23 protein-coding genes and 1 pseudogene are annotated in these 22,402 nt (G+C 59.9%); 10 read left to right on the plus strand and 14 right to left on the minus strand.

All coding sequences use genetic code 11. The annotated features are described in order from the left end of the window. Positions 1-101 precede the first annotated feature (101 nt). From J2046_RS11895 to J2046_RS11920, 6 genes and pseudogenes are all read right to left on the minus strand, one after another. Positions 102-1,700 carry an MFS transporter gene (locus J2046_RS11895; protein ID WP_210051953.1) on the minus strand — a complete coding sequence of 533 codons (1,599 nt, stop codon included), beginning with the start codon at positions 1,698-1,700 and terminating at the stop codon, positions 102-104. Beyond that, positions 1,697-2,140 carry a DoxX family protein gene (locus J2046_RS11900; RefSeq protein ID WP_210051956.1) on the minus strand — a complete coding sequence of 148 codons (444 nt, stop codon included), beginning with the start codon at positions 2,138-2,140 and terminating at the stop codon, positions 1,697-1,699. The genes J2046_RS11895 and J2046_RS11900 overlap by 4 nt, the downstream gene beginning before the upstream one ends. Positions 2,141-2,340: 200 nt before the next feature. After that, positions 2,341-4,321, minus strand: a pseudogene (locus tag J2046_RS11905) (amidohydrolase). Further along, positions 4,321-4,608 (minus strand): XapX domain-containing protein, encoded by a 288-nt coding sequence (locus J2046_RS11910; protein ID WP_210051958.1) that lies wholly within the window; start codon positions 4,606-4,608, stop codon positions 4,321-4,323. The pseudogene J2046_RS11905 and the gene J2046_RS11910 overlap by 1 nt, the downstream one beginning before the upstream one ends. Before the next feature lie 65 nt (positions 4,609-4,673). Continuing rightward, the gene (locus J2046_RS11915) at positions 4,674-5,363 is read right to left on the minus strand and encodes a hydrolase (protein ID WP_210051960.1); all 690 of its coding nucleotides are present in this window, start codon (positions 5,361-5,363) and stop codon (positions 4,674-4,676) included. 135 nt (positions 5,364-5,498) lie between these two features. Then, a complete protein-coding gene (locus J2046_RS11920) occupies positions 5,499-6,431 on the minus strand; it encodes a VOC family protein (RefSeq protein ID WP_210051961.1) in 933 nt (310 codons plus the stop codon). A gap of 120 nt (positions 6,432-6,551) precedes the next feature. Between J2046_RS11920 and J2046_RS11925 the strand changes: the two genes are divergently transcribed. Beyond that, a complete protein-coding gene (locus tag J2046_RS11925) occupies positions 6,552-7,451 on the plus strand; it encodes a LysR family transcriptional regulator (protein WP_210051963.1) in 900 nt (299 codons plus the stop codon). Positions 7,452-7,575: 124 nt separating this feature from the next. On the opposite strand, the gene J2046_RS11930 is transcribed toward J2046_RS11925, so the two are convergent. Together J2046_RS11930 and J2046_RS11935 are read right to left on the minus strand one after the other, a co-directional pair. Further along, positions 7,576-8,547, minus strand: a complete 972-nt coding sequence (locus J2046_RS11930) for an alpha/beta fold hydrolase (RefSeq protein WP_210051965.1) — start codon at positions 8,545-8,547, stop codon at positions 7,576-7,578. Between the two features lie 68 nt (positions 8,548-8,615). Beyond that, positions 8,616-9,134 carry a Dps family protein gene (locus J2046_RS11935; protein WP_210051967.1) on the minus strand — a complete coding sequence of 173 codons (519 nt, stop codon included), beginning with the start codon at positions 9,132-9,134 and terminating at the stop codon, positions 8,616-8,618. A gap of 341 nt (positions 9,135-9,475) precedes the next feature. Here J2046_RS11935 and J2046_RS11940 point away from each other — a divergent pair, with 341 nt between their 5' ends. The 5 genes from J2046_RS11940 to J2046_RS11960 all read left to right on the plus strand — a co-directional run bounded on the left by J2046_RS11940 (position 9,476) and on the right by J2046_RS11960 (position 14,254). Next, entirely contained in the window at positions 9,476-11,086 is a 1,611-nt protein-coding gene (locus J2046_RS11940) for a sensor histidine kinase (RefSeq protein ID WP_233469712.1), read from the plus strand. Further along, a complete protein-coding gene (locus tag J2046_RS11945) occupies positions 11,079-11,720 on the plus strand; it encodes a response regulator transcription factor (protein WP_210051969.1) in 642 nt (213 codons plus the stop codon). The genes J2046_RS11940 and J2046_RS11945 overlap by 8 nt, the downstream gene beginning before the upstream one ends. A gap of 91 nt (positions 11,721-11,811) precedes the next feature. Further along, positions 11,812-12,183, plus strand: coding sequence for a response regulator transcription factor (locus tag J2046_RS11950; protein ID WP_210051971.1), 372 nt, complete (start codon positions 11,812-11,814; stop codon positions 12,181-12,183). Positions 12,184-12,214: 31 nt separating this feature from the next. Beyond that, positions 12,215-12,520, plus strand: coding sequence for a UBP-type zinc finger domain-containing protein (locus tag J2046_RS11955; protein ID WP_210051973.1), 306 nt, complete (start codon positions 12,215-12,217; stop codon positions 12,518-12,520). A gap of 54 nt (positions 12,521-12,574) precedes the next feature. Further along, positions 12,575-14,254 (plus strand): FAD-dependent oxidoreductase, encoded by a 1,680-nt coding sequence (locus J2046_RS11960; protein ID WP_210051975.1) that lies wholly within the window; start codon positions 12,575-12,577, stop codon positions 14,252-14,254. Positions 14,255-14,365: 111 nt separating this feature from the next. Here the strand turns inward: J2046_RS11960 and J2046_RS11965 are convergent, their stop codons facing one another. From J2046_RS11965 to J2046_RS33810, 6 genes are all read right to left on the minus strand, one after another. Then, entirely contained in the window at positions 14,366-15,070 is a 705-nt protein-coding gene (locus tag J2046_RS11965) for a NapC/NirT family cytochrome c (RefSeq protein WP_210051978.1), read from the minus strand. A 4-nt stretch (positions 15,071-15,074) separates the two neighbouring features. Then, positions 15,075-15,566: a nitrate reductase cytochrome c-type subunit gene (locus J2046_RS11970; RefSeq protein WP_210051980.1), complete on the minus strand. Its 492-nt coding sequence runs from the start codon at positions 15,564-15,566 to the stop codon at positions 15,075-15,077. After that, positions 15,536-18,040, minus strand: a complete 2,505-nt coding sequence (gene napA / locus J2046_RS11975; protein ID WP_210051982.1) for a periplasmic nitrate reductase subunit alpha — start codon at positions 18,038-18,040, stop codon at positions 15,536-15,538. The genes J2046_RS11970 and napA overlap by 31 nt, the downstream gene beginning before the upstream one ends. Then, positions 18,015-18,302, minus strand: a complete 288-nt coding sequence (locus J2046_RS11980; protein WP_210051984.1) for a chaperone NapD — start codon at positions 18,300-18,302, stop codon at positions 18,015-18,017. The genes napA and J2046_RS11980 overlap by 26 nt, the downstream gene beginning before the upstream one ends. A 282-nt stretch (positions 18,303-18,584) precedes the next feature. Continuing rightward, a complete protein-coding gene (gene napE, locus J2046_RS11985) occupies positions 18,585-18,776 on the minus strand; it encodes a periplasmic nitrate reductase, NapE protein (RefSeq protein WP_052182575.1) in 192 nt (63 codons plus the stop codon). A gap of 48 nt (positions 18,777-18,824) precedes the next feature. Further along, positions 18,825-19,097, minus strand: a complete 273-nt coding sequence (locus J2046_RS33810) for a hypothetical protein (protein ID WP_233469735.1) — start codon at positions 19,095-19,097, stop codon at positions 18,825-18,827. Between J2046_RS33810 and J2046_RS11990 the strand changes: the two genes are divergently transcribed. From J2046_RS11990 to J2046_RS12005, 4 genes are all read left to right on the plus strand, one after another. After that, on the plus strand, positions 19,053-20,477 hold the full coding sequence (locus J2046_RS11990) for a UbiD family decarboxylase (protein ID WP_325169753.1): 1,425 nt from the start codon (positions 19,053-19,055) through the stop codon (positions 20,475-20,477). The two genes, J2046_RS33810 and J2046_RS11990, sit on opposite strands and share 45 nt — an antisense overlap. A 94-nt stretch (positions 20,478-20,571) precedes the next feature. Then, positions 20,572-21,234 carry an iron-sulfur cluster repair di-iron protein gene (ric, locus tag J2046_RS11995; RefSeq protein WP_210051988.1) on the plus strand — a complete coding sequence of 221 codons (663 nt, stop codon included), beginning with the start codon at positions 20,572-20,574 and terminating at the stop codon, positions 21,232-21,234. Between the two features lie 60 nt (positions 21,235-21,294). Further along, entirely contained in the window at positions 21,295-21,570 is a 276-nt protein-coding gene (locus J2046_RS12000) for a DUF6522 family protein (RefSeq protein WP_210051990.1), read from the plus strand. Between the two features lie 44 nt (positions 21,571-21,614). Further along, positions 21,615-22,088 carry a hemerythrin domain-containing protein gene (locus J2046_RS12005; RefSeq protein WP_210051993.1) on the plus strand — a complete coding sequence of 158 codons (474 nt, stop codon included), beginning with the start codon at positions 21,615-21,617 and terminating at the stop codon, positions 22,086-22,088. Positions 22,089-22,402: the final 314 nt, after the last annotated feature.

Genomic DNA, 22,402 nt, shown 5'->3' on the forward strand with positions numbered 1-22,402 from the left:
AGCGAACTGTTGGCCTTCGGTCGACCGACAAGGGCCTGGCTTGCTTTGCCCGGTCCGAGGGGCATTGCGCCCCTCTCCCTGCTGCGGACTGCGGTCTTCGATCAGGCTTTGCCAGGCCTGTTGATCGTCAGGAAGTGCCTTACCACCGGCTTTTCCGGGCCTGTATGATAGGCCAGTACCTTGCCTTGCAGGTCTGCATCGGCATTGGAGACCCGTTTGTGCTGGCGAAGATGCTCCGCCCAAGATTCCACCATGAACCATTCGACCATTCTTTCCGGATCAGCAGAGTCTTCGGTCACGCCCCAGCCATACGCTCCGTCGCGCCGACGTTCCTGGGAGAGTTCGTCTAATGCATGCAGGAAAGCGGTGCGGTGATGCTTTTCGACATGGTACTCGATGAGTATCAGGACCGGGCCGCGGTCATGGGCCACCGGTTCTGCCACGAGCGGCTCGGGCCAATGGTTCGACGGCACCATATCCGCGTCGCCTGCAGGCAGTTTCAGGCGATGCATGATGAAACCTGCGACGAGCAACCCGGCGGCGCCGATCAGCAAGGTACCCGGTACGCCTGCCGCTTCGCCGACGGCGCCCCAGCCGATGCTGCCGGCCGTCATCGCGCCATTGAAAACAGTCAGGTAGACGGCAAGACCACGGCCGCGCACCCAGTTTGGCAACACAGCCTGAGCTGTACCGTTGAGTGTGGTCAGCGCGGTAATCCAGGCGCCGCCGAGGAACAGCAGGACGACAATGGCAAACCATTTTGGCGGGGCAAGCGACAAGGTTCCCATTACAAGGGCGGTGACGACAGCCGCACCCAGAAGCAAACCATCTGCATCGAAACGTTCACGCAGCTTCGGCATGACCAATGCACCGCCGATAGCCCCTGCCCCGACCGAACCAAGCAGGATGCCGTAGAAGCTCGCATCTCCGCCGAGCAATTGACGCGCGACGAGCGGCAGGAGTGCCCAGACAGCACTCGCAAACGCGAAGAAGATGGCAGCACGCACCAGGACGACATGCAGCGGACGGCTGGCCCGGGTGTAGCGAAGACCGGCCCGGAAGGCACCGAAGAAGCCTTCTGCGAGTGCATCGTTGGCGTTCTTGGCACGCGGCCACCAGATCAGCGCGGCAATAACGACGATATAGCTGGCAACGTCCGCGCCGTAGGTGAGGGCCGCGCCGAAGGCAGCAAGAAGTAAACCACCAGCCGCCGGGCCGATCGATCGGGCGATGTTGATCCCGAGCGAGTTGAGTGCGACGGCGCTTTTGACATCCTCGCGCTTGACCAGTTCAGGCACGATTGCCTGCCAGGTCGGTCCCATCAGTGCAGCGCCGATGCCCCCGAGGAAAGTCAGTCCGATCAGGGCGCTGACGGAAAGCATCCCCGTATGCGCCAGAACCATCAGACCGATGCTGACGGATGCAAGCAGAAGCTGGACCGCGATCAGGAATTTGCGGCGATCGAGGATATCGGTCAGCACGCCGGCCGGGATGGCGAGCAGGAAGATCGGCAGCGTACCTGCAGCCTGAACCATGGCGACGGCTGCCGGCGAAACGGACAGGTCCGTCATCAGCCACGAACTCGCAACATCGCGCATGAAACTGCCGGTATTGCCGAGAACCGTGGCGGCCCATAGAACTGCGAAGACCGGCTGCGCAAGGGGAGCGAAGCTGCTCGCTGGCGTTTTTGCGGCACTCATTTGCCTTCTCCCTTCGTTAGATCGATTGCGGTAACAATGACGAATGCACCGGCGAGGCCGAGATGTTCAAAGAAAGCGTTGGTCGCCATCATGCGGTCCATGCCGGGCGGAAGTTCCCAGAAACGAAGGGCGATGAGTGTCGCCAGGAGAGTGAAACCGGCGAGCGCCAGAGCGCCCACCCAGCGCAGGAAGCCGGAGACCACCATCGCGGAGGCCGTGAGCTCAAATACGATGACAACAACAGCAAATGCGGCTGCCGGATGAAGGCCGAAATGCTCCATCTCGGCCAGTGCTCCGTTGAAATCGAAGATCTTGGTGAGCGGCCCTTGGATGTAGGCGGCGCAGAGTGCAAGAAGTGCTGCAGTCCGAGTGACGGGCGCCCCGACGATTTCTGCGAGAAATGTCTGGCGGCGCGTTGTGGAAGGACACTGATCAGTCATTGTTGGCTCCGACAATCTTGGCCGCCAATGAGGGCGGCGCTGCGTTTTCTGATGGAGCGATATTGGCGGGAACCATTCACGCCAACAATTGCATCAATTGTTTCGATTTAATTGCACTTTACGCAATAGATGTAGCATGAAGCCGGATGGGCACTGATAGACGCTGCCCATCCGGTGTCATCGTTAATGACCAGCCGAACTCAAACTGCCCAGCATGAGCAGCCGAGTGCGCCGAAGAAGCCCTTGAGGTCGGCGATCGGAAGCTTCGATGTCCACGCTCCCGCATGGTCATGACCATGAACACCACAGTCATGGGTGCATCCGCAGGTCGAAATCGCTGTGCGACGTAGCGAGCGAGCACCTGCACCCTGCGGCTCGCCCCAGGCCGCGTAGCCGCCAAACTTTCGGACAGGAGACCAGTCTGGCATCGCGGGCGGCAGGTCGTTCTCGTCGAGCGCCTTGAAGTCGCCGGCACCATAGACGATCCGACCGCCGACCATGGTGAGCTCCGAAGTCAGGAAGGAGATCTCGTCCTCGGCGCAGGAGAAGAAGTCCTTATCCGGCACGATCAGGTCAGCGAACTGGCCCTTTTCGATACGGCCCTTCTTGCCTTCCTCGTTGGAGAACCAGGTGACCTTCTCCGTCCACATCCTGAGTGCCGTCTCGCGGTCGAGGCAATTGGCGCGCGGGTAGAGCTGCATGCCGCCCACGGTCTTGCCGGTGATCATCCACGACAGCGACACCCACGGATTGTAGGAGGCGACGCGGGTCGCATCCGTGCCGGCGGAGACCTTCACGCCCTTCTCCAGCATCCGCGCGATCGGGGGTGTCGCCTCCGCCGCGCCATGGCCATAACGCTCGACGAAATATTCGCCCTGATACGCCATGCGATGCTGGGTGGCGATACCGCCGCCCAGCGCCGCAATACGGTCGATCGAACGCTCGGAGATGGTTTCGGCATGGTCGAAGAACCAGTTCAGGCCTTCGAGCGGAATGTCCTTGTTGACCTTCTCGAAGACATCGAGGGCGCGCGCGATCGTTTCGTCATAGGTGGCATGCAGACGCCAGGGCCAGCGGTTTTCGGCAAGCACGCGGACGACTTCTTCCAGCTCGCCTTCCATCTCCGGCGGCATATCGGGACGCGGCTGACGGAAGTCCTCGAAGTCGGCCGCGGAAAAGACCAGCATTTCGCCTGCGCCATTATGCCGGAAATAGTCGTTGCCCTGCTTGTATTTGACCGAACTCGTCCAGTTGAGGAAGTCCTCTCTCCTGCTTGGGCTTCTGGGTAAAGAGGTTGTAGGCAAGCCGAACCGTCATCTGACCGTCGTCAGAGAGCTTCTGGATCACCTCGTAATCGTCCGGATAGTTCTGGAAACCGCCTCCGGCATCGATGACACCGGTCACACCCAGCCGGTTGAGTTCACGCATGAAGTGTCGCGTGGAATTGACCTGATAATCAAAAGGTAGCTTGGGTCCCTTGGCAAGCGTCGAATAGAGGATGCCAGCATTCGGCTTTGCCAGCAGCATGCCGGTCGGATTTCCGTCGGCATCACGGGTGATCTCGCCGCCCGGCGGATTCGGCGTGTCGCGGGTATATCCGACGGCTCTCAGGGCAGCGCCGTTTAGAAGTGCCCGGTCGTAGAGATGCAGGAGAAAGACCGGCGTATCTGGCGCGATCGCATTAATCTCCTCGACGGTCGGGAGGCGCTTTTCGACGAACTGGTGTTCGGTAAAACCGCCGACGACGCGCACCCATTGCGGCGCGGGCGTATTCGCCACCTGGCGTTTGAGCATATCCATGGCATCGGCAAGCGAGCGTACGCCATCCCAGCGGAGTTCCATGTTGTAGTTGAGACCACCGCGCACGACGTGGGTGTGGTTGTCGATCAGGCCGGGCAGGACACGCTTGCCTTTGAGATCGACAATCTTCGTGTCGGATCCGGCTAGAGCCATGATCTCACTATCGGAGCCGACCTCCAGAAACAGTCCGTCCTTGATGGCGACCGCGGTCGCGTTCGGGTTCCTCCGGTCAAGGGTCGTGAAGCGACCGTTGTGCAGGATCAGGTCGGGATGCATGGTGTCTACTCCAGTCTGGTTGGGATCGGTGGCTTTCGCCGTTGAGAAGAGGTTCGAAAACGCCAAACTCGACGCCCCTCCGAGAAAAGTTCGACGTGTCGTCATCAGCTCTGCTCCTTTACTCGGGCATCCACGCGGTGAGCAACATCAATACGGTCGCGACCCTTGGGAAGGTGACCAAACATGTGCGGCTTGATCTGGTGGAGCCACGAGACGGCGGCGGGCTCCTTGCTCCAGAGCGTCTTTGCAAGCGGGAGGATCTGCTCGCCAACGAGAATGCCGAGGAGACCCACGAGAGCGATGACCGGAGGTGCAGGCGAGCGGACGTTTAAGAGGCTATAGACGATGCCGACAAGCAGGCCTGCGCCGAGAGAGAAGAAATAGACTTTCATGGGATATCTCCACGATTACGGAAAGGCCGCTCCGACGGGATTATCGGAGCGGTCTGTTCGGGTCCTTACTTGGCGGGGTTCGGGCCGATGCGCTTGCCGTGCTTGACGCGTTCTTCCGCGCCGTGAACCATGGTGTAGGCGTAATCGATGCCCATGCCGTAGGCGCCCGAGTGCTCCTTCACCAAGCTGGTAACGGCATCGTAGGTTTCCTTGCGTGCCCAGTCGCGCTGCCACTCAAGCAGGACCTGCTGCCAGGTGACCGGGATGACGCCGGCCTGCACCATGCGATCCATCGCGTATTTGTGGGCATCGGACGAAGTGCCACCGGAGGCGTCGGCGACCATGTAGATTTCGTAATCCGGGACATCATGGAGAGCGGAAAGCGCGAAGGTCGTGTTGCAGACTTCCGTCCACAAGCCAGAAACGACGATCTTCTTACGGCCGTCAGCGGCGTTCTTCGCCAGCGCATCGCGGACGTTCTGGTCGTCCCAGGAGTTCATCGAGGTGCGTTCGAGAATGTCGTTCTCCGGGTAGACCGCCAGCAGTTCTGGAAAGGTGTTACCGGAGAAGCTTTCAGTCTCGACCGTGGTGATCGTCGTCGGGATGTTGAAGATCCTGGCGGCCTTGGCGAGGCCGACAACGTTGTTCTTCAACGTCTGGCGGTCGATCGACTGAACGCCAAAAGCCATTTGCGGCTGCTGGTCGATGAAGATGAGCTGGCTGTTGGCCGGGGTGAGGACTTCGAGCTTCGACATTGTGGTTCTCCTTCTTGATGTGTGGTGCCGATCAGCGGCGGTTGGATTTGAGACGCCTTCGGCGGTCGGCTGCCTGCGCCAGTCAGCCGTGTCGAAAGGTAAAGTTCTGTCTTGATGAGGTTCGAAACCTCGATCTTACGCCGCAATCGGAACGAGGTTGGCTTCGATCTGAGCGCGGAAACTTTCGTAGCGGCTCGGCAGCTTGAGTGCCTCGCCAAGATGCGCGGTATCCTCGTCCCGGTCGAAACCAGGTTCGTTGGTAGCGATCTCGAACAGGATGCCACCCGGCGTGCGGAAGTAGATTGCCCAGAAATAATCGCGATCGATGACCGGGGTCACCTGGTAACCGGTATCCATCAGCGCCTTCCTCACCTCGAGTTGCTTCTCGCGGGTTTCGACGGCGAAAGCAATGTGGTGGACCGAGCCGGCGCCCTGGCGGGCAAACGGCGTCTTCGGAAGCGCGGCAAGGTCTATCCTGTCTGCCCCGTTGCCTCCGGGAATGATGAAGCGGGTGACGTTGCCCTCGGCCTCAGTTCGCTCATAGCCCATGAAGCGAAGAAGTTCTTCGGTCGCAGCCGTATCGTGCAGGTTGAAGCGGGCACCCGTGAAGCCGCGAACGGCAACCTCTTCCGAAATACCCTCCCCGACCCAGGCCGGTCGGTTGTCGTCGGTGGTCTCAACGAGAGCGAAACCATCACCATCAGGACCGATGAAGCGCAGGCGATTGGCGCCGAACACGGTATCTGCCTCGACCCCGCCGACACCCTGGGCGGCAAAGCGCTCGTTCCAGAAGGAAAGCGACCCTCTGGGAACGGAAAACTGGGTTTCGCCGACTTCGCCGACCCCCGGGCGACCCAGCATCATGTTGGGAAAGGGGAAATACGTCATGACGGTGCCGGGCGTGCCCTTTTCGTCACCGTAATAAAGGTGGTAGACGCTCGGCTCGTCGAAGTTGACGGTTTTCTTCACCCGCCGAAGGCCGAGAGTATCCGTGAAGAACCTGTTGTTCTGCTGTGCATCTGACGCCATCGAAGTGATGTGATGCAGTCCCTTGATGTCCTTGATCATGGCCCGTGCCTTTCTGCGCTGCCGATGTCCGTTTCGTTGGACAAAGGAGTAACCGGATTGATCGCGCCGCGGAATTGCAATATTCCTGTCGAATGAATTGCCGATTTTGCAATAATCGAGATGAACGACTATAAAGCCCTGAAAACCTTCCTGCTGGCCGCCGAGAAGCGCAATTTTGCGCAGGTCGCGCGCGAACTCGACATGACCCCGGCCGCCGTGACGAGAGCAATCGCAGCCCTGGAGGACGATCTTGGTGTCCAGTTGTTCGTCCGCACGACGCGCCAGGTATCGCTGACGACCGATGGGGCTGTTTTTGCCGCGCAGATCCAGCCGGCGGTCGAGGCACTTGAAACCGCCCGCAAGGACGTCCGCAATGCCCATAAGGCGGACCAGGGCCGTCTGCGGATCAGCGCTCCGACCTGGTTCGGCAAGGCAGTGCTGCCGCCAATCCTTTCCGGCTTTCGACAGCTTTATCCGAAGATGAGCTTCGAGATCTCCCTGTCAGACGGGTTCGTAAACATCGTTGATGACGATTATGATCTGGCAATCCGCATCTCGTCCCAACCATCGGACAAATTCACGATCTGGCGAAAGATCCGTGTCGTGCCGCGCATCCTCGTCGCTGCACCCGGAAGCCGGTTCGCCGATATGCAGCATCCCAGCGAGCTGACACCCGACGATTGCCTCGCCTATAGCGGCGAGAGCCGCCGGGAAAACTGGGTGCTGTCGGATGGGGGATCGAGTATGACAATCTCGGCCGGTCGGGCCTTCAGCGCCAACAACGGCGAAATTCTTGCTGACATGGCCGCCGATGGCGCCGGCGTTGCCATGCTGCCGGGATTTCACATCTCGGAACACTTGAGAACGGGACGGCTGATCCACATCATGCGTGGCTGGGCGCCGCCGGATCTGTGGCTGACGCTTTACTACCCCCCCTATCAGGCACTGCCGCCCCGCATCGCCTCGTTTTCGAAATTCTTCGAGGAGCAGGTCGCGGCTCATATGGTGATGCTCGGCTGAGCAATCGCATGCGCTAAACTGGCGGACGGAACGCTCGCCAGCACCACGTCCGATGCGGTAGCGCGCTGGCGGCTGGCGGTTCGAGCTGGCCGCGGCGGTATTCCACCGCGGCCAAACCTTTGCCTCATGCCTTGACGAAGGCCAGCAGATCGGCATTCAGCACATCGGCATGGACGGTCAGCATACCGTGCGGGAAGCCGGGATAAGTCTTGAGCGTGCCGTTCTTCAGGAGCTTGACCGACTTCAGCGCCGAGTCCGCAATCGGCACGATCTGATCGTCTTCGCCATGCAGGACAAGCGTCGGAACGGTAATCGTCTTCAAGTCTTCGGTCTGGTCGGTTTCAGAGAAAGCCTTGATACCGTCGTAGTGAGCCTTCGCGCCGCCCATCATGCCCTGGCGCCACCAATTCTGGATTACGCCTTCCTGAACCTTGGCACCTTCACGGTTGAAGCCGTAAAACGGACCGGCCGCGACATCGCGGAAGAACTGCGCCCGGTTGGCGGCAAGCCCGGAACGGAAACCGTCGAAAACTTCAATCGGCAGGCCTTCCGGATTGGCGGCGGTCTTGAGCATCAGTGGAGGTATCGCGGAAACGAGAACCGCCTTGGCGACGCGGCCGGCAGGCTGGCCGTGTTTGGCGACGTAGCGGGCAACTTCACCGCCACCGGTTGAGTGGCCGATATGAACGGCGTTCTTGAGATTGAGTGCCTCGACGACCGCAAAGGCGTCGGCAGCGTAATGATCGATGTCATGACCATCGGAGACCTGGGCTGAGCGGCCGTGGCCACGGCGGTCATGGGCAACAACGCGATAGCCTTTGGAGACGAAGAACAGCATCTGTGTGTCCCAGTCGTCTGACGACAGCGGCCAGCCATGGTGGAAGACGATCGGCTGCGCGTCCTTCGGACCCCAGTCCTTGTAGAAGATTTCAACGCCGTCCTTGGTGGTTACAAAGTTATGCGTCATTGGTTCAAGTCCTTTTGGGTTGAGGGAAGGTTTCTTTTCCGAAGCCAGGGCCGGCACGGCCAAGGCCAGAGAAATGGTGGTGCCGGTCAGCAGGACCTGCCGGCGAGAAAGAGCAAAGTCATATGTCATCGGTCTCTCCGATATTTTCGATCCGGCTCGATGCTGGCCGGCACGACTCCTTGAAAGGTTCGAAGAGGTCACTCGGCGTCGCGAGTGCTTTCGAACAGGAACCATGCGCGACGCTCGGCCTCATCCACCCAGTTTTCAATCAGGCTCGCTGTGGCGATGTCACCATGTTCATCGCAGAGCTCGTGTGTCTCCTTCAGCAGCGAGACCAGCATGAGATTGTCATTGCGAAGTTCAGCCAACATGTCCTTGGGCGTGACGAAGGTGGCATCATTGTCGAGGAGCCGCTGTACCCGGGAGATATGACCGATCGAACGGATCGTCGTGCCGCCGATCTTGCGAGCCCGCTCGGCGACGTCGTCGGTCATCGCAAAGATCTGCTCGCCCTGCTCATCGAGCATCAGGTGATAGTCGCGGAAATGCGGCCCGCTCATATGCCAATGAAAGTTCTTGGTTTTGAGATAGAGCGCAAAGATATCCGCCAGCAGCGCGGTCAATGCACCGGCGATATCCGTTGTTGCATTTGAGCTCAGAGTTGTCGGCGTTGCGAGAGGCGACTTGCGATGTTTTTCAGTAAGCGTGCGGTCCATGACGGTCTCCATTGGGGGGTGCAGGCTGTTGGAGACTTTTTAGACGACGACGCCAGACCACAATATCCAATGCTTGGCTAGGCGAACCCACACCTTGGTATAGTTTCGCCAGGCGACCGCTGAAGCTACACATAATGCGTCTTCGATCCCCTCCCAAGAAGACAGGCTGGGCACCATGGCCCTGACGGTTCAGGCATCCCCTCCCCTGAACCTCGGATGTCGCGATCCGGTTAAGGCCATCCCAGCCACCTGGGATGGCCTTTCTTTTAAGGACGTATGAGATTGAGTTTGCACGGCAATATTCGACATTGCGTTTGCTTTTTATCGACCGGAATGGCTTGATGGTGCCATTGAAATCCAAGTGGGGGAAAGCATTGCGATCGCTCGCTCTTGTGAACCCGAAACGGCGTCTGCCGGCACGCCATGAGATCGGCATTCTTTCGTTCGCTGTTGTCCTTACAGCGACGGTTTTCTATCTCGACACTTTCACCGACATCCATAGCGCGCTGGCGACCCTCTATGTCATCACGCTGCTTCTGTCGGCAGAAACCCTGACGGAAAAGGGAACGCTGTCGCTGACGGCGATGTGCATCGGCCTGGCAGCATTCTCCTATGCAGTCGCCCATGGGCTGCAAGCCGACCTCGCCGCAACATTGCGTCTGACAGTGGCGGTCGCCGCGATGCTGATCACCTGCGCCTTGATCATCCGCAACCAGCGCGCCCGCCTGGACCTGGTAAAATTCAATGTGGCTCTGCAGAGCAGCGAAGAACGCTACCGAACGATTTTCGAGCAGAGTCGCGTTGCTCTCTGGGAGCGCGATTATTCGCAGGTCCGGACTATGCTGATGGCGCTCAAGGCCGATGGCGTCGAAGACCTCGGCGCTCATGTCAGGGCGAATCCCGACTTTCTTGAACAATGTATCACCCGCGTCCCGACCGTGGCCGCGAACGCGGCGGCACTCGAACTGCTCGGCAATGCGAGCGGCGAAAATGCCAGCTCGATGCGCCGCTTCATTGCCCAGAATGATGCGACCTTTCTTGAACTCATCGTGGCAATTTTTAACAATGAAACACATTTTGAGGGCAAGGGCAGCATCATCACCAGCGATGGCACCCACAAGCATGTGCTGCTGACTGTCGGCTTCCCGGAAGACCCCGCCAATTTCAACCGCGTTATCGTCGGCATGTTCGACATTACCGAGCGCGAACTGGCCCAGAAGGCATTGTTCGAGGCTCAGGCGGAACTGGCTTTGGCATCGCGCGCGGCAACCGTCGGCGCGCTGTCGGCGTCACTCGCCCACGAACTCAACCAGCCGCTCGGTGCGCTGGTGGTCAACGCCCAGACCCTGTTGCGCTGGCTCGATCGTGACCCGCCGGATCTCGAGGCTGTTGCCCGCTCGGCCGAGCGCATCGCGCGCGACAGCCAGCGCGCCAGCGACATCATCCAGAGCACGCGGTCCATGCTCGGCAAGCGGGCGCCGGTTCGTGAGCCGGTGTCGCTGGTCGATCTGGTCGGAGAGACGCGTGCGCTGATGGAGGGCGAGCTTGCCAGGAACCGGATCACGTTCGAGACCCGCACAGCATCCAACATATCCCCCGTCAGTGCCGTCCGGATCGAGCTGCAACAAGTGTTGATCAACCTTATCACGAATGCCATCCAGGCCATGGGCGAGACGCCGGACGAACTGCGGCGGATCTCGGTCTTTATCGAACCGGCTGCTGCGGAAACTGTGGCAGTCCGCATTCATGACAGCGGCCCTGGCCTCAGCGCGGACATCCTCGCGAAATTGTTCAAGCCGTTTCACACCACCAAGGACACCGGCCTCGGCATGGGCCTTGCCATCTGCCGCAGCATGCTGGAAGCCCGTGGCGGCGCCCTGACCGCCAGCAATCACGCCGAAGGCGGCGCCCTGTTCGAAATGATCGTACCGATCGAGGCCCTCGATGAATGACGCCAAGAAGTCTGCAAAAGCCCCGGCAAACGACACACCCGTCGTCTATATCGTTGATGACGACCCCTCTATACGCGAGGCGCTGGTCGATCTTTTCCTGTCGACCCGCACGGATGCGACATCCTTCGAAAGCGCGCAGGACCTGCTCGATAATGCCGATCTCAAACGACCGGGCTGTATCCTGCTCGACGTGAGATTGCCCGGTGCGAATGGCCTGGATTTCCAGCTGCATCTGGAAAAGCTCGGCAACCAGATGCCGATCATCTTCATGACCGGCCATGGCGACATACCGATGAGTGTGCGCGCGATGAAAGCCGGCGCGGTCGATTTCCTCGCCAAACCGTTCCGGGACCAGGACATTCTTGATGCCGTTGCGGCGGCGTTTAAGAAGGACCGGGAAGTCCGCCTGCAATCTGCAGCCAATGATGCTGTCGCCAAGCTGGCCAGTACATTGACGCCCCGCGAACATGAAGTTATGGCGGCCGTGGTCAAGGGCCTGATGAACAAACAGATCGCCTTCAACCTTGGCATCAGCGAGATCACGGTCAAACTGCATCGCGGCAATGTGATGCGCAAGATGGAGGCGCGCTCGGTGGCGGATCTGGTGCGCAAGGCCGAGTTGCTGGGGCTTTGAATTCAAAAACCTAGACACTTGTATGGTACAAGGCCCTTTCTGTAAGTCGTATATGATGGGCAGTTGAATTGATGTGGCAAGGCCCAAAAAATTGTCCAGAAAACCAGTCATAGCAATCGTTGACGACGATCAGTCGATCCGCGAAGCCCTTGACGATCTCGTTTTGTCATGCGGCTACAGGAGCCGACTGTTTAGCTCGGCGGAAGCTTTCCTCGCCGATGATGATCGCGCTGCGATCGATTGCATGCTCGTGGATGTCAAAATGCCGGGCCTGAGCGGCATCGAATTGCAGGCGGTGTTGAATTCGCAGAATGCACCCAAGCCGCCAATGATTTTCATGACGTCCTATCGGGACGAACGAACGCGGGCGGCTGCGATGGACGGCGGCGCTTTTGCCTTTCTCGGCAAGCCAGTCGACTTCGACCAATTGGTGCGGTGTCTGGAACAGGCGCTGAAGCACTGAAGATATGCCGATGTTATCCAGGAGCAAAAGCATGGCCCACAACTGCTCTCACACGTCCACCATCCGCCCAGTTCGCCCCACGACGCTTGGCTGCGAGGAGTGCCTCAAGACCGGACAGGTCTGGCTCCATCTCAGGCTTTGCCGCGAATGCGGTCATGTCGGCTGCTGCGACCAGTCCCCTGGACGCCATGCGACCGGACATTTCCACGCCACCCGTCATCCGATCATCGAAGGCTACGACCCGCCGAAAGGCTGGGGCTGGTGCTATGTTGATGAGATGGTCGTGGACTTGCCGGATCAGACACCCCAGCGCGGGCCCATACCTAGATACTACTGACACCTTCCTGAACTCGGTAGCACTGTTCCAGTGGCATCACGAATCGGAGACGTTATGGCAGATCTCAGCGCGCGCCAGCATCAGATGTTTCCGGTGCTCAATTCCCACCAACTCCAGACGGCCAGGCGCTTCGCCAGTGGTGAGCCAAGGCATTTCGCGCCTGGCGAGTTCGTCTATAAAGTCGGCGATCACGCGGCACCCGCCTGGCTGGTGCTTGATGGCTCGATGGATGTGTTCCGCCACGAAGGGCTGTCCGGTGAGGCACCGATCATCACGCATGGGGTCGGCCAGTTGTCCGGCGAGGTTAACCAATTGTCGGGTCGTCCGACGCTGGCTGGTGCGCGTGCCGGAGCTGAGGGTTGCGTCGCCCTGCCCTTTGATTCAGCGCATCTACGCGCCCTGGTGATCGGATCGGCCGATATCGGGGAAATCATCATGCGCGCCTTCATCCTGCGCCGCGTCGGCCTTATCGATGCCGGCGCCGGCTCGGTTCTGATCGGTGCTACGGGCAACGCCGCGCTGTCGCGCCTGCAGGGCTTTCTCGCCCGCAGCGCCTTTCCATATATCGTGCTCGATGCTTCCACCAATAGCGAAGGCCGTGCCCTGATTGAGCGTTTGGGTGTGCTCAGCTCCGAATTGCCCCTCATGGTTTGCCCCAATGGCACCGTGCTGAAGAACCCGACGGATACAGAAGCTGCCGCCTGCCTGGGTATGACCCCGGAGCTTATACCCGGTAAGCTATATGACGTCGCCGTGGTCGGCGCCGGCCCGGCCGGGCTCGCCACTGCAGTATATGCCGCGTCCGAGGGCCTCGACGTCATCGTCATCGACGAGCGCTCGGTCGGCGGACAGGCTGGGGCCTCGTCGAGGATCGAAAACTATCTCGGCTTTCCAACCGGCATATCAGGCCAAGCTCTGGCAGGTCGCGCCTACAACCAGGCCCTGAAGTTCGGCGCCGAACTGGTCCTGCCTGTCGAAGTCAACAGCCTGGTCCCGCCAGCGGACGGTGCCGGAGCACTGACACTCGACCTTGCCGGCGACAAGGCCGTGCACGCCCGCAGCGTGGTCATCGCTTCCGGTGCCCGATACCGGCGGCCAGACGTAGCCAATATCGCGACCTTTGAAGGCAACGGCATTTCCTACTGGGCCTCGCCGATCGAGGCAAGGCTGTGCGCCGGCAAAGAAGTGGCGCTGGTTGGTGGCGGTAATTCGGCCGGCCAAGCCATCGTCTTTCTTGCACCCCAGGTGAAAAAGCTGCATCTCGTCGTCCGGCGCGCGCTGGAAGAGACAATGTCTCAATATCTGATCGATCGCATTAAAGCCCTGCCCAATGTCGTGTGGCACATGCATTGCGAAGTGGAGGCGATCGATGGTGATCGCGCCACGGGACTCACGTCCGCTACCGTGCGCAACCGGCTGGATGGCAGCGAACAGAAGCTGCCGCTTCACCATCTGTTCCTCTTCATCGGAGCCGATCCCAACGCGGGTTGGATCGGCGACCGCGTGCAGTCTGATGAGAAGGGCTTCATCGTCACCGGCCAATCCTTCGATACGCTTTGCGGCTTCACCCGCAAGCCGCCACCGCTCGAAACCAGCGTGCCGAACGTCTTTGCCATTGGCGATGTCCGGGCCGGATCGACAAAGCGCGTCGCAGCCGCGGTCGGGGAAGGTGCTGCCGTCGTCTCCCAGATCCACGCCGCCCTGAGTTTGATGAATACCCAGGTTAAACGCTAGGATGCGGCCCCTCCACGAATACAAACGATCCGCAGGGAGTTGCTGGCGGCTCGAAAAAGTCGCTCCTTGACAGGTATCCAGCTTGAAAGGGAGGCCGCTCCCCCTTTTCCCTCATTCAATGCTTGCCAGACCGGAGTGGGCTTGATCCATCGCCCGCCGCAGGTCATCCACCGCGGAAGCACTGGGAAGGACTTCGCCTTCCAGCTCATCGGGCATCTGCCATCCCGGGTTGACGCCTTGCATGTTCGGCAGTTCGTGAGCGATGCCTTTATGGCAGTCTATGCAGGTCGCCCTCCCGCTCAGGAGATATCGCGTGTGGATATCCGCGGCGCGTTCGGTCTGCTTCGAAAGGTCCATGGCTATCGAAGAATGGCAGTTGCGGCACTCGAGGCTGTCGTTGGCCTTCAGCCGAGCCCATTCGTGCTGCGCAAGTCGCAGACGTTCGTCGAGGAATTTCTGGCGCGTGTTGATGGTGCCGAAGATCTTGCCCCATACCTCCTTGGAAGCTTGCATCTTGCGCGCGATCTTGTCTGTCCAGTTATGCGGCACATGGCAATCGGGACAGGATGCGCGCACGCCGGACCGGTTGGAGAAATGGATCGTCCGCGTCAGTTCCTCGTAGACGTTCGCCTGCATCTCGTGACATCCGGTACAGAACTTCTCTGTATTGGTCAGCTCCAGCGCGGTGTTGAACGCGCCCCAGAAGATCACCCCGCCGACGAAACCGCCAAGTGTCAGGAAGGCAAGGCTCAGAGTGCCCGCCGGCGTGGTGAGGATCTTCCATATCCACGCCGCAAGATTTCTTATCCGTCCCATCACCCTATTTGCCCCCCAGATGCTCGACACCCATCTGGCTCATGTCCCGGAACGTGTTGCCGACGAGCGGATTCACTTCCGCCTGGGGAACATGGCATGCCGTGCAAAAATAGCGGCGCGGCGAGACGTCCGCGAGCATCTGTCCCTCCCGCGTCATGTAGTGGGTGACGCTGATCATCGGTGCGCCCGCCCCTTCCGTGAACTCCCGCTTGTGACAGGAAAGACAGCGGTTCGTGTTGACCGACAACTGATAGCCTTCGATCGAGTGCGGAATGACCGGAGGCTGATCGGGGTATGCCCGCATCTTGCGTATGTCGTCCACGTTCCACTTGGGCATCGGGCGGGCGGGCACCGTCTCCATGGCCTGCGACGGTCCCGACAATTGCGGGACTATCTGGGCTGCGGCAAGCGTCGCCATGAACGCGACCGCAAAGGCCGTGACTACGATTCGAAAGGAACCAAAGCTCAGACGGCTGGAACGATCTTGACTGCGCATTTCTTGAAATCCGTCTGTTTGGAGATGGGATCGGTGGCGTCAAGCGTGACCTTGTTGATCAGTTGGCTGGCGTCGAACCAGGGCACGAAGATCACGCCCGGCGGCATACGGTTGCGCCCGCGGGTTTCCACCCGGGACCGGATTTCACCGCGCCGGGAGACGATCCTGATTTCGGCGCCCTGATTGATGCCCCGCTTTCGGGCATCGTCGGCATTCATGAAGCAGCGGGCGCCGGGAAAGGCCCTGTACAATTCCGGCACGCGCATGGTCATGGATCCGGAATGCCAATGTTCGAGCACGCGACCGGTTACCAGCCAGAAATCATATTCACCATCGGGAGACTCGGCGGGCGGCTCATAGGGAACGGCAAGAATCACGGCTTTGCCGTCCGGTCGCCCGTAGAAGCGTACGCCCTCGCCCGGCTTCACATAGGGATCGTAGCCCTCCCGATAGCGCCACCTGGTCTCTTGCCCATTGACGACGGGCCAGCGCAGACCCCGTTCCTGATGGTAGCGGTCGTAGGGCGCGAGGTCATGACCGTGACCCCGCCCGAACGAGGCATATTCCTCGAACAGCCCTTTCTGTATGTAGAAGCCGAAATCCTTGGCTTCATTGTTTGCATAGTCCGGATCGATTTCGCTGAGCGGGAATTGATCGACCTGTCCGTTCTGGAACAGCACCTCGAACAGTGTTTTGCCACGATAATCGGGGTGCTTGTCCAATATATCCGCGGGCCAAACCTCGTCGGTGGTGAAGCGCTTTGAAAACTCCGCTATCTGCCAAAGATCGGACCGCGCATCGCCCGGAGCCTGCACCAGTTGGTGCCAGACATGGGTGCGGCGCTCGGCATTGCCATAGGCTCCCTCCTTCTCCACCCACATGGCGGCGGGCAGGATCAGGTCTGCCGACATCGCCGTGATCGTCGGATAGGCATCGGAGACGACGATGAAATTGTCCGGGTTGCGGTAACCCTGATAGGTCTCGTTCTTGGTATTCGGGGCTGCCTGGACATTGTTGTTGACCTGCACCCAATAGAAGCTGAGCTTGCCGTCCTTCAACATGCGGTCCTGCTGGACGGCATGATACCCCGGCTTGTCGGGAAGCAGGCCTTCGGGAAGCTTCCACAACTCTTCCGCATGATGCCGGTGCTCGGGATTGGTGACGACCATATCGGCCGGCAGCCTATGCGCGAAGGTGCCGACTTCTCGAGCCGTTCCACAGGCGGACGGCTGGCCCGTGAGCGAGAAGGGGCTGTTTCCAGGCTCGGAAATCTTGCCGGTCAGCAGATGGAGATTGTAGACCATCTGGTTGGCCCACACCCCGCGGACATGCTGGTTGAAGCCCATGGTCCAGAGCGACATGACCTTCCGGTTCGGATCGGCATAAAGTTCGGCAAGCTGCTGCAAAAAGCCGGGATCGGCCCCGGTCAGTTCGGCGGTCTTTTCGAGCGTGTAGTCGGAAACGAATTTCTTGAAGGCGTCGAAATCGATCGGCTCCGTCTTGGTGGGGTCGCCGGCATTGGTGGCCTTGAGTTCCAGCGGGTCCTCGGGGCGCAGGCCATAGCCGATATTGTCCACGCCTTTCATGAAGGTCGTATGGTTGCGGACGAACTCCTCGTTGACCTTGCCGCTGGTGATGATGTGGTTTGCGATGTAGTTCAGGATGGCGAGATCCGTCCCGGGCGTGAAGATGATCGGTATGTCGGCGAGATCCATGCTGCGATGGGTGAAGGTGGAAAGCACGGCAACCTTGACATGGCCGTGGCCGAGCCGCCGGTCCGCCACACGCGTCCAGAGAATCGGATGCATCTCCGCCATGTTCGAACCCCAAAGCACAAAGGCATCTGCGTTTTCGAAATCGTCATAACAGCCCATCGGCTCGTCCATGCCGAAGGTGCGCATGAACGCATAGGCCGCGGACGCCATACAGTGCCGGGCGTTGGGGTCGAGATTGTTGGAGCGGAACCCCGCCCGCATCAGCTTGGTCGCGGCATAACCTTCGAAGATGGTCCATTGGCCGGAGCCGAACATTCCGACAGCGGTCGGTCCCTTTTCCGTCAGAACCTTCTTGCACTGCTCGGCCATCACGTCGAAGGCCTCGTCCCAGCTGACGGGCTCGAATTCGCCGTCCTTGGCGTATTGGCCGTTCCGCTTGCGCAGCAGGGGCTGGGTAAGCCGGTCCTCACCATACATGATCTTGGAAAGGAAATAGCCCTTGATACAGTTCAGGCCGCGGTTGACCTCCGCCTGCATGTCACCATGGGTGGCGACAACCTGGCCTTCCTTGACGCCGACCATGACGCCACAGCCCGTTCCGCAGAAACGACAGGGCGCCTTGGACCATTTGATCTCCAGCGCCTCCACGCCGCCCGGAACAGGTTGAGCGGCTGCCGGCAGGACGATCCCCGCGGTCGCAGCGGCAATGCCTGCCGCATGCGCCTTGATAAGATCACGCCGCGTCAGTTCTCCCTTCATCTGCGATACCCTCTTGCTCTTCGGAATGTTCAAAAACCATGTTCGCGGCGACCACGCCGTCAATCGCCGAGATTGCCGACAAAGTCGCACCCAACTGGCCGCTACTATAGCCGTCGATGACGACAACCATCTTGCCGTCCTGAACGCCGTGAACCTCGACATCGCGCATCTCGGATATCGCCCAGCGAACGCGTTCCTGGTCTTGCGGCTTCATCACGATCACTGCGCTGGACACGTAGTAGCGCTGCTTCCCTTCAGACATCGGATATCCCCCGGTTCCATGCGCATCGCGCCGACAGGGCAGACGCCTTGCCTGCATTGCAACCGGTGACGGCTTCGTTGTCGTTATCCGGAAGGAGCAGATCACCGCGTGCCGGCCAGGCGCCAATGACCTCGGCAGGACATCGTTCGGCCAGGACGCCGAAGCCCGTGTCTGCATGGAACGAGCGGGTGCCAAAACCTCGAGGTCGGGCGCCCGTGTCTGACTTTACCCTGTCTGGCAGGATACGGTATCGGGTGAGGCGACGATCCTGCATGCCGAGCCTCAGTGACCGGGGGGACCAGGAGGGCCGCTTATGATCTGGTACATCCAGACCAGGAAGCCGTATCCGCCGACCACGCCAACGGCGACGATAGGCCAGATGCCAAAGGCCAGGATGACAAACGTTAAAAGCTCAGCGCGCCTGCGGGATTTTGGCGCCCCATCCTTGAGTTGCTCCGTGGAAAAATTGACCAATCAATCCTCCATGCTGCGCACTTTTTATGCAATCTACCATTGAATCGCTCAAAAAAAAGCCAAAACTGAAATGCGCATTGCCTTTTGGTTACCGAATGCATGCCTGCCGTTACTCGTCTGCATCTCTTTGCCTTGGCCTATTTGCGCAAGCGCAAAGACATCTGTTTTTTTCTTCTGAATCTGGCGGGGATGAAAGCCGATGTCCCAGTTCCCCGCCGCTACGCCAATCTTCAGGATTTTGTTGCCTTTCTGGAAAGCAGAGGACGGCTGAAGCGGATATCTCAACCCGTATCGCTGGTCCATGAGATCACCGAAATCCATCGCCGGGTTCTCATGGATCAGGGGCCGGCGCTGCTCTTCGAAAAGCCGGTCGATGCTTCCGGCAACGTCCAGCCGATCCCGCTCCTCGCCAATCTGTTCGGGACACGCGAGAGAATAGAATGGGGCCTTGGGCTTGAGGCAGGCGGCATCGCGGGACTTGCCGCTTTCCTGAGTGAATTGCGTGAACCGCAGCCGCCGAAATCGGTCCGTGAGGCGTGGCAGAAACTCCCGCTTCTGAAAGCCGCCCTCGCCCTGAACTCCCGTTCGACATCTCGCGCGCCTTGCCAGGAGATCGTCTGGCAAGGCACGGAAATTGATCTCGACCGGTTGCCGATCCAGTCGTGCTGGCCCGGCGAGCCCGCCCCCCTCATTACGTGGCCATTGGTGATCACGCGCGCGCCGGACGACCCGACGGATATCAATATCGGCATCTACCGGATGCAGAAGCTCGGCAAGGACCGCCTGATCATGCGCTGGCTTGCCCATCGCGGTGGCGCAAGACACCACCGTATGTGGCAGGCGCTCGGCTGCGACATGCCGGTGGCGGTCGTCATCGGTGCGGATCCGGCAACAATCCTCGTTGCCGTCATGCCGCTGCCGGAGAACCTGAGCGAGTTGAATTTCGCCGGCCTGTTGAAAGGCAGGCGACAGGAGATCGCGCCGGCGTTCTCTGTACCGCTTCCGGTTCCCGCAGAGGCGGAAATTGTCCTGGAGGGTCTGGTTTCCGCTGCCGAAATGGCTGAAGAGGGCCCCTACGGAGATCACACGGGATACTACAACGCCGTCGAGGCCTTTCCCGTTCTTTCCCTTTCGGCGATCACGATGCGCCGCAATCCGCTTTATCTCTCCACCTATACCGGCCGTCCCCCGGATGAGCCGTCCAGGCTCGGTGAAGCCATGAGCGAGCTCTTCATCCCGTTGGTCAAGCGCCAGTTCCCCGAAATCCATGATCTCTGGCTCCCGCCGGAGGCCTGTTCATATCGGGCGATGGTCGTTTCGATCGACAAGCGCTATCCGGGGCATGCCCGACGGATCATGATGGGCCTTTGGTCGATCTTGCCGCAGTTCAGCTATACCAAGCTGATCATCGTGGTGGATCGCGACATCGATGTCAGAAGCTGGCCGGATATCGTCTGGGCGCTTTCCACCCGCCTCGATGCCAGCCGCGACCTCATGATGGTGGATAAAACCCCGATCGATTACCTCGATTTTGCCTCTCCGCAGCCCGGGCTCGGTGGCAAGCTGGGGCTGGATGCCACGACCAAGATCGGTTCCGAAACAGCGAGGGAATGGGGCAAGGTTCTCAAGATGTCCCCTGAAGTTGTCGGAAAGGTCGACCGCATATGGGCGTCCCTCGGCCTCGGCGAGGTCTCGCCATGACAACCCGATCATTTGCAGACCTGCGAGCGGCACCTGCGAGAGAACAAACCGGCCTCACCGCAATCCTGAAATCATCATCGACGAGGAGTACATCATGAGTGGAATTAACCCGGACAAGACGGTCGCCGCCTTCGCCACGGAACTGCCGGGCGCCGCTGAAATCTTTCGCCGTCACGGCATCAGCTTCTGCTGCGGCGGCGACATACCTCTGTCCATGGCGGCCGAACAGGCAGGCCTTGCGCCGGCGGCCCTGATCGCCGATCTGGAGGCCCTCGAACAGGCATCGGGACGGGATGCGCCGCAGGAAACATTGGCCCTGATTGCGCACATCCTCAGCAGGTATCACGCCGCGCATCGCGAAGAGCTCGATTGGCTTATCCCTCTGGCCCAGAAAGTCGAGCGGGTGCATGCCGCTCACCCTTCCGCACCGATCGGACTTTCAGAAACCTTGACAAGTCTGCGAGACGAACTGGAAGGTCATATGAAAAGGGAGGAGCAGGTACTCTTTCCGATGATGCAGCGCGGCGGCAGCCCGATGATTAGCCATCCGATCTCCGAAATGCGGCACGAGCATGAAGATGAAACACAGCATCTGCAGGCCATCGAGCATGTGACGCACGGCCTTGCCCTGCCGGAAGGTGCCTGCAGATCCTGGACGGCGCTCTATACGGGATTGCGCAAATTCACCGACGACCTTGTCGTCCATATGCATCTCGAGAACGAAGTGCTGTTCCCACGGTTTGAAACCGTGTCGTAGAATGTCAAAGCGCGTTGAAGCGGTAGATCCCGCCTCAATATCATCGACGAAGGAAAAGCGATGCATATCGAACGGGGCCCGAACGGGGACTTCATACTGGAATCCGGTGAACTCGCCGGTCGGTTCGGGCTATCAGGCGACGACTTCCGGCGGAGAATCCGGCAAGGTCTCGTGAAAAGCATGGTCGAGCGTGGCGAAGCTGAGGACATCGGGACCTGCCGCCTCAGCGTTCGCCTTGGAAACCGCCTGTGGCGCGCCATCCTGAGCGACGAAGGCGAGGTCCGGGACGAAGCCATGACGTTCGTTCGCGGAGGAGGCCGGGTTCGCGGGCCCTGACGCCGATGCAACCTCCCGTTCCTGGTGACAATGAGGGAATGAATATGCCTGCAGACGCAAACCTGAACGCGCATGCTCTCGCCCAGCTCGAAAGGAATCACGAAGCTCTCATGGCGCTTTGCCTCGTCCTGGAAGAGATTGCTTTTGCGCTCCCGTCGGACGTGGACCGCGAGGCCTGTCTGCGCGCGTCGCAGATCATGATTCCGCTTCTGCAGCAGACGCATCAGGTGGAGGAACGGATCCTGTTCCCGGATTTCGACAGGAATGCCGGCTCACATTTCGCCGCCACGTTGATCGAGCGACTGAAAGCCGAGCACCGCTGTGACGTGCTGACCTGCGAGGAGGTATCGCTCATGCTGAAAGCGATGGCAGAAAGGCCCGATATCCCGCCTGAACAGGCCGTTCGTTACATGCTCCAGGGCTTCTTGGAAAGCGTCCGCAGACACGTCCTTTCCGAAAAACTGATCATCGAAGCACTTCTGGTCGCGGAGGCCGAAGGTCGCGAAGTTCTCGCCTAGCCAGGCTCGCCTCCGTGATGTGAGTTCCCCTCACGCCGCGGCACGTCTTCCTATATCGGAGCCGATCTCCTCTCCGGTCTGAAACGCGCCGAGCTGTGCCCTCAGTTTCTCGGTCTCGCTTGCCGCAGCGCAAACAATCCGGCATTGAGCCGCCGGGCAAAACTATCCGCACCCCATTGGCAAATCTTGCTTGCGGATCGGCAGAGCCATGAGCCGAAACCCGTTCGACCGGAACTGTCGTTTGTCTTTGCGCTAGCTCAAACACCGCCCCTCCTGCAGTCGATAGCCTAGGTCCGCATTTCAGCAGGATGTGT

It is taken from the genome of Neorhizobium petrolearium, from assembly GCF_017873175.1.
GTDB classification, from domain to species: domain Bacteria; phylum Pseudomonadota; class Alphaproteobacteria; order Rhizobiales; family Rhizobiaceae; genus Neorhizobium; species Neorhizobium petrolearium.

Bases quoted from the DNA above. Each gene is read 5' to 3' on its own strand.
- J2046_RS12000 (WP_210051990.1), top strand. From the start codon at position 21,295: ATGCATATCGAACGGGGCCCGAACGGGGACTTCATACTGGAATCCGGT.
- J2046_RS12005 (WP_210051993.1), top strand. From the start codon at position 21,615: ATGCCTGCAGACGCAAACCTGAACGCGCATGCTCTCGCCCAGCTCGAA.
- J2046_RS33810 (WP_233469735.1), bottom strand. From the start codon at position 19,097: ATGGATTTCGGTGATCTCATGGACCAGCGATACGGGTTGAGATATCCG.
- ric (WP_210051988.1), top strand. From the start codon at position 20,572: ATGAGTGGAATTAACCCGGACAAGACGGTCGCCGCCTTCGCCACGGAA.
- napA (WP_210051982.1), bottom strand. From the start codon at position 18,040: ATGAAGGGAGAACTGACGCGGCGTGATCTTATCAAGGCGCATGCGGCA.
- J2046_RS11915 (WP_210051960.1), bottom strand. From the start codon at position 5,363: ATGTCGAAGCTCGAAGTCCTCACCCCGGCCAACAGCCAGCTCATCTTC.
- J2046_RS11920 (WP_210051961.1), bottom strand. From the start codon at position 6,431: ATGATCAAGGACATCAAGGGACTGCATCACATCACTTCGATGGCGTCA.
- J2046_RS11940 (WP_233469712.1), top strand. From the start codon at position 9,476: ATGGTGCCATTGAAATCCAAGTGGGGGAAAGCATTGCGATCGCTCGCT.
- J2046_RS11935 (WP_210051967.1), bottom strand. From the start codon at position 9,134: ATGGACCGCACGCTTACTGAAAAACATCGCAAGTCGCCTCTCGCAACG.
- J2046_RS11970 (WP_210051980.1), bottom strand. From the start codon at position 15,566: ATGCGCAGTCAAGATCGTTCCAGCCGTCTGAGCTTTGGTTCCTTTCGA.
- J2046_RS11895 (WP_210051953.1), bottom strand. From the start codon at position 1,700: ATGAGTGCCGCAAAAACGCCAGCGAGCAGCTTCGCTCCCCTTGCGCAG.
- J2046_RS11945 (WP_210051969.1), top strand. From the start codon at position 11,079: ATGAATGACGCCAAGAAGTCTGCAAAAGCCCCGGCAAACGACACACCC.
- J2046_RS11900 (WP_210051956.1), bottom strand. From the start codon at position 2,140: ATGACTGATCAGTGTCCTTCCACAACGCGCCGCCAGACATTTCTCGCA.
- J2046_RS11955 (WP_210051973.1), top strand. From the start codon at position 12,215: ATGGCCCACAACTGCTCTCACACGTCCACCATCCGCCCAGTTCGCCCC.
- J2046_RS11980 (WP_210051984.1), bottom strand. From the start codon at position 18,302: ATGTCTGAAGGGAAGCAGCGCTACTACGTGTCCAGCGCAGTGATCGTG.
- J2046_RS11965 (WP_210051978.1), bottom strand. From the start codon at position 15,070: ATGGGACGGATAAGAAATCTTGCGGCGTGGATATGGAAGATCCTCACC.
- J2046_RS11960 (WP_210051975.1), top strand. From the start codon at position 12,575: ATGGCAGATCTCAGCGCGCGCCAGCATCAGATGTTTCCGGTGCTCAAT.
- J2046_RS11910 (WP_210051958.1), bottom strand. From the start codon at position 4,608: ATGAAAGTCTATTTCTTCTCTCTCGGCGCAGGCCTGCTTGTCGGCATC.
- J2046_RS11925 (WP_210051963.1), top strand. From the start codon at position 6,552: ATGAACGACTATAAAGCCCTGAAAACCTTCCTGCTGGCCGCCGAGAAG.
- J2046_RS11930 (WP_210051965.1), bottom strand. From the start codon at position 8,547: ATGACATATGACTTTGCTCTTTCTCGCCGGCAGGTCCTGCTGACCGGC.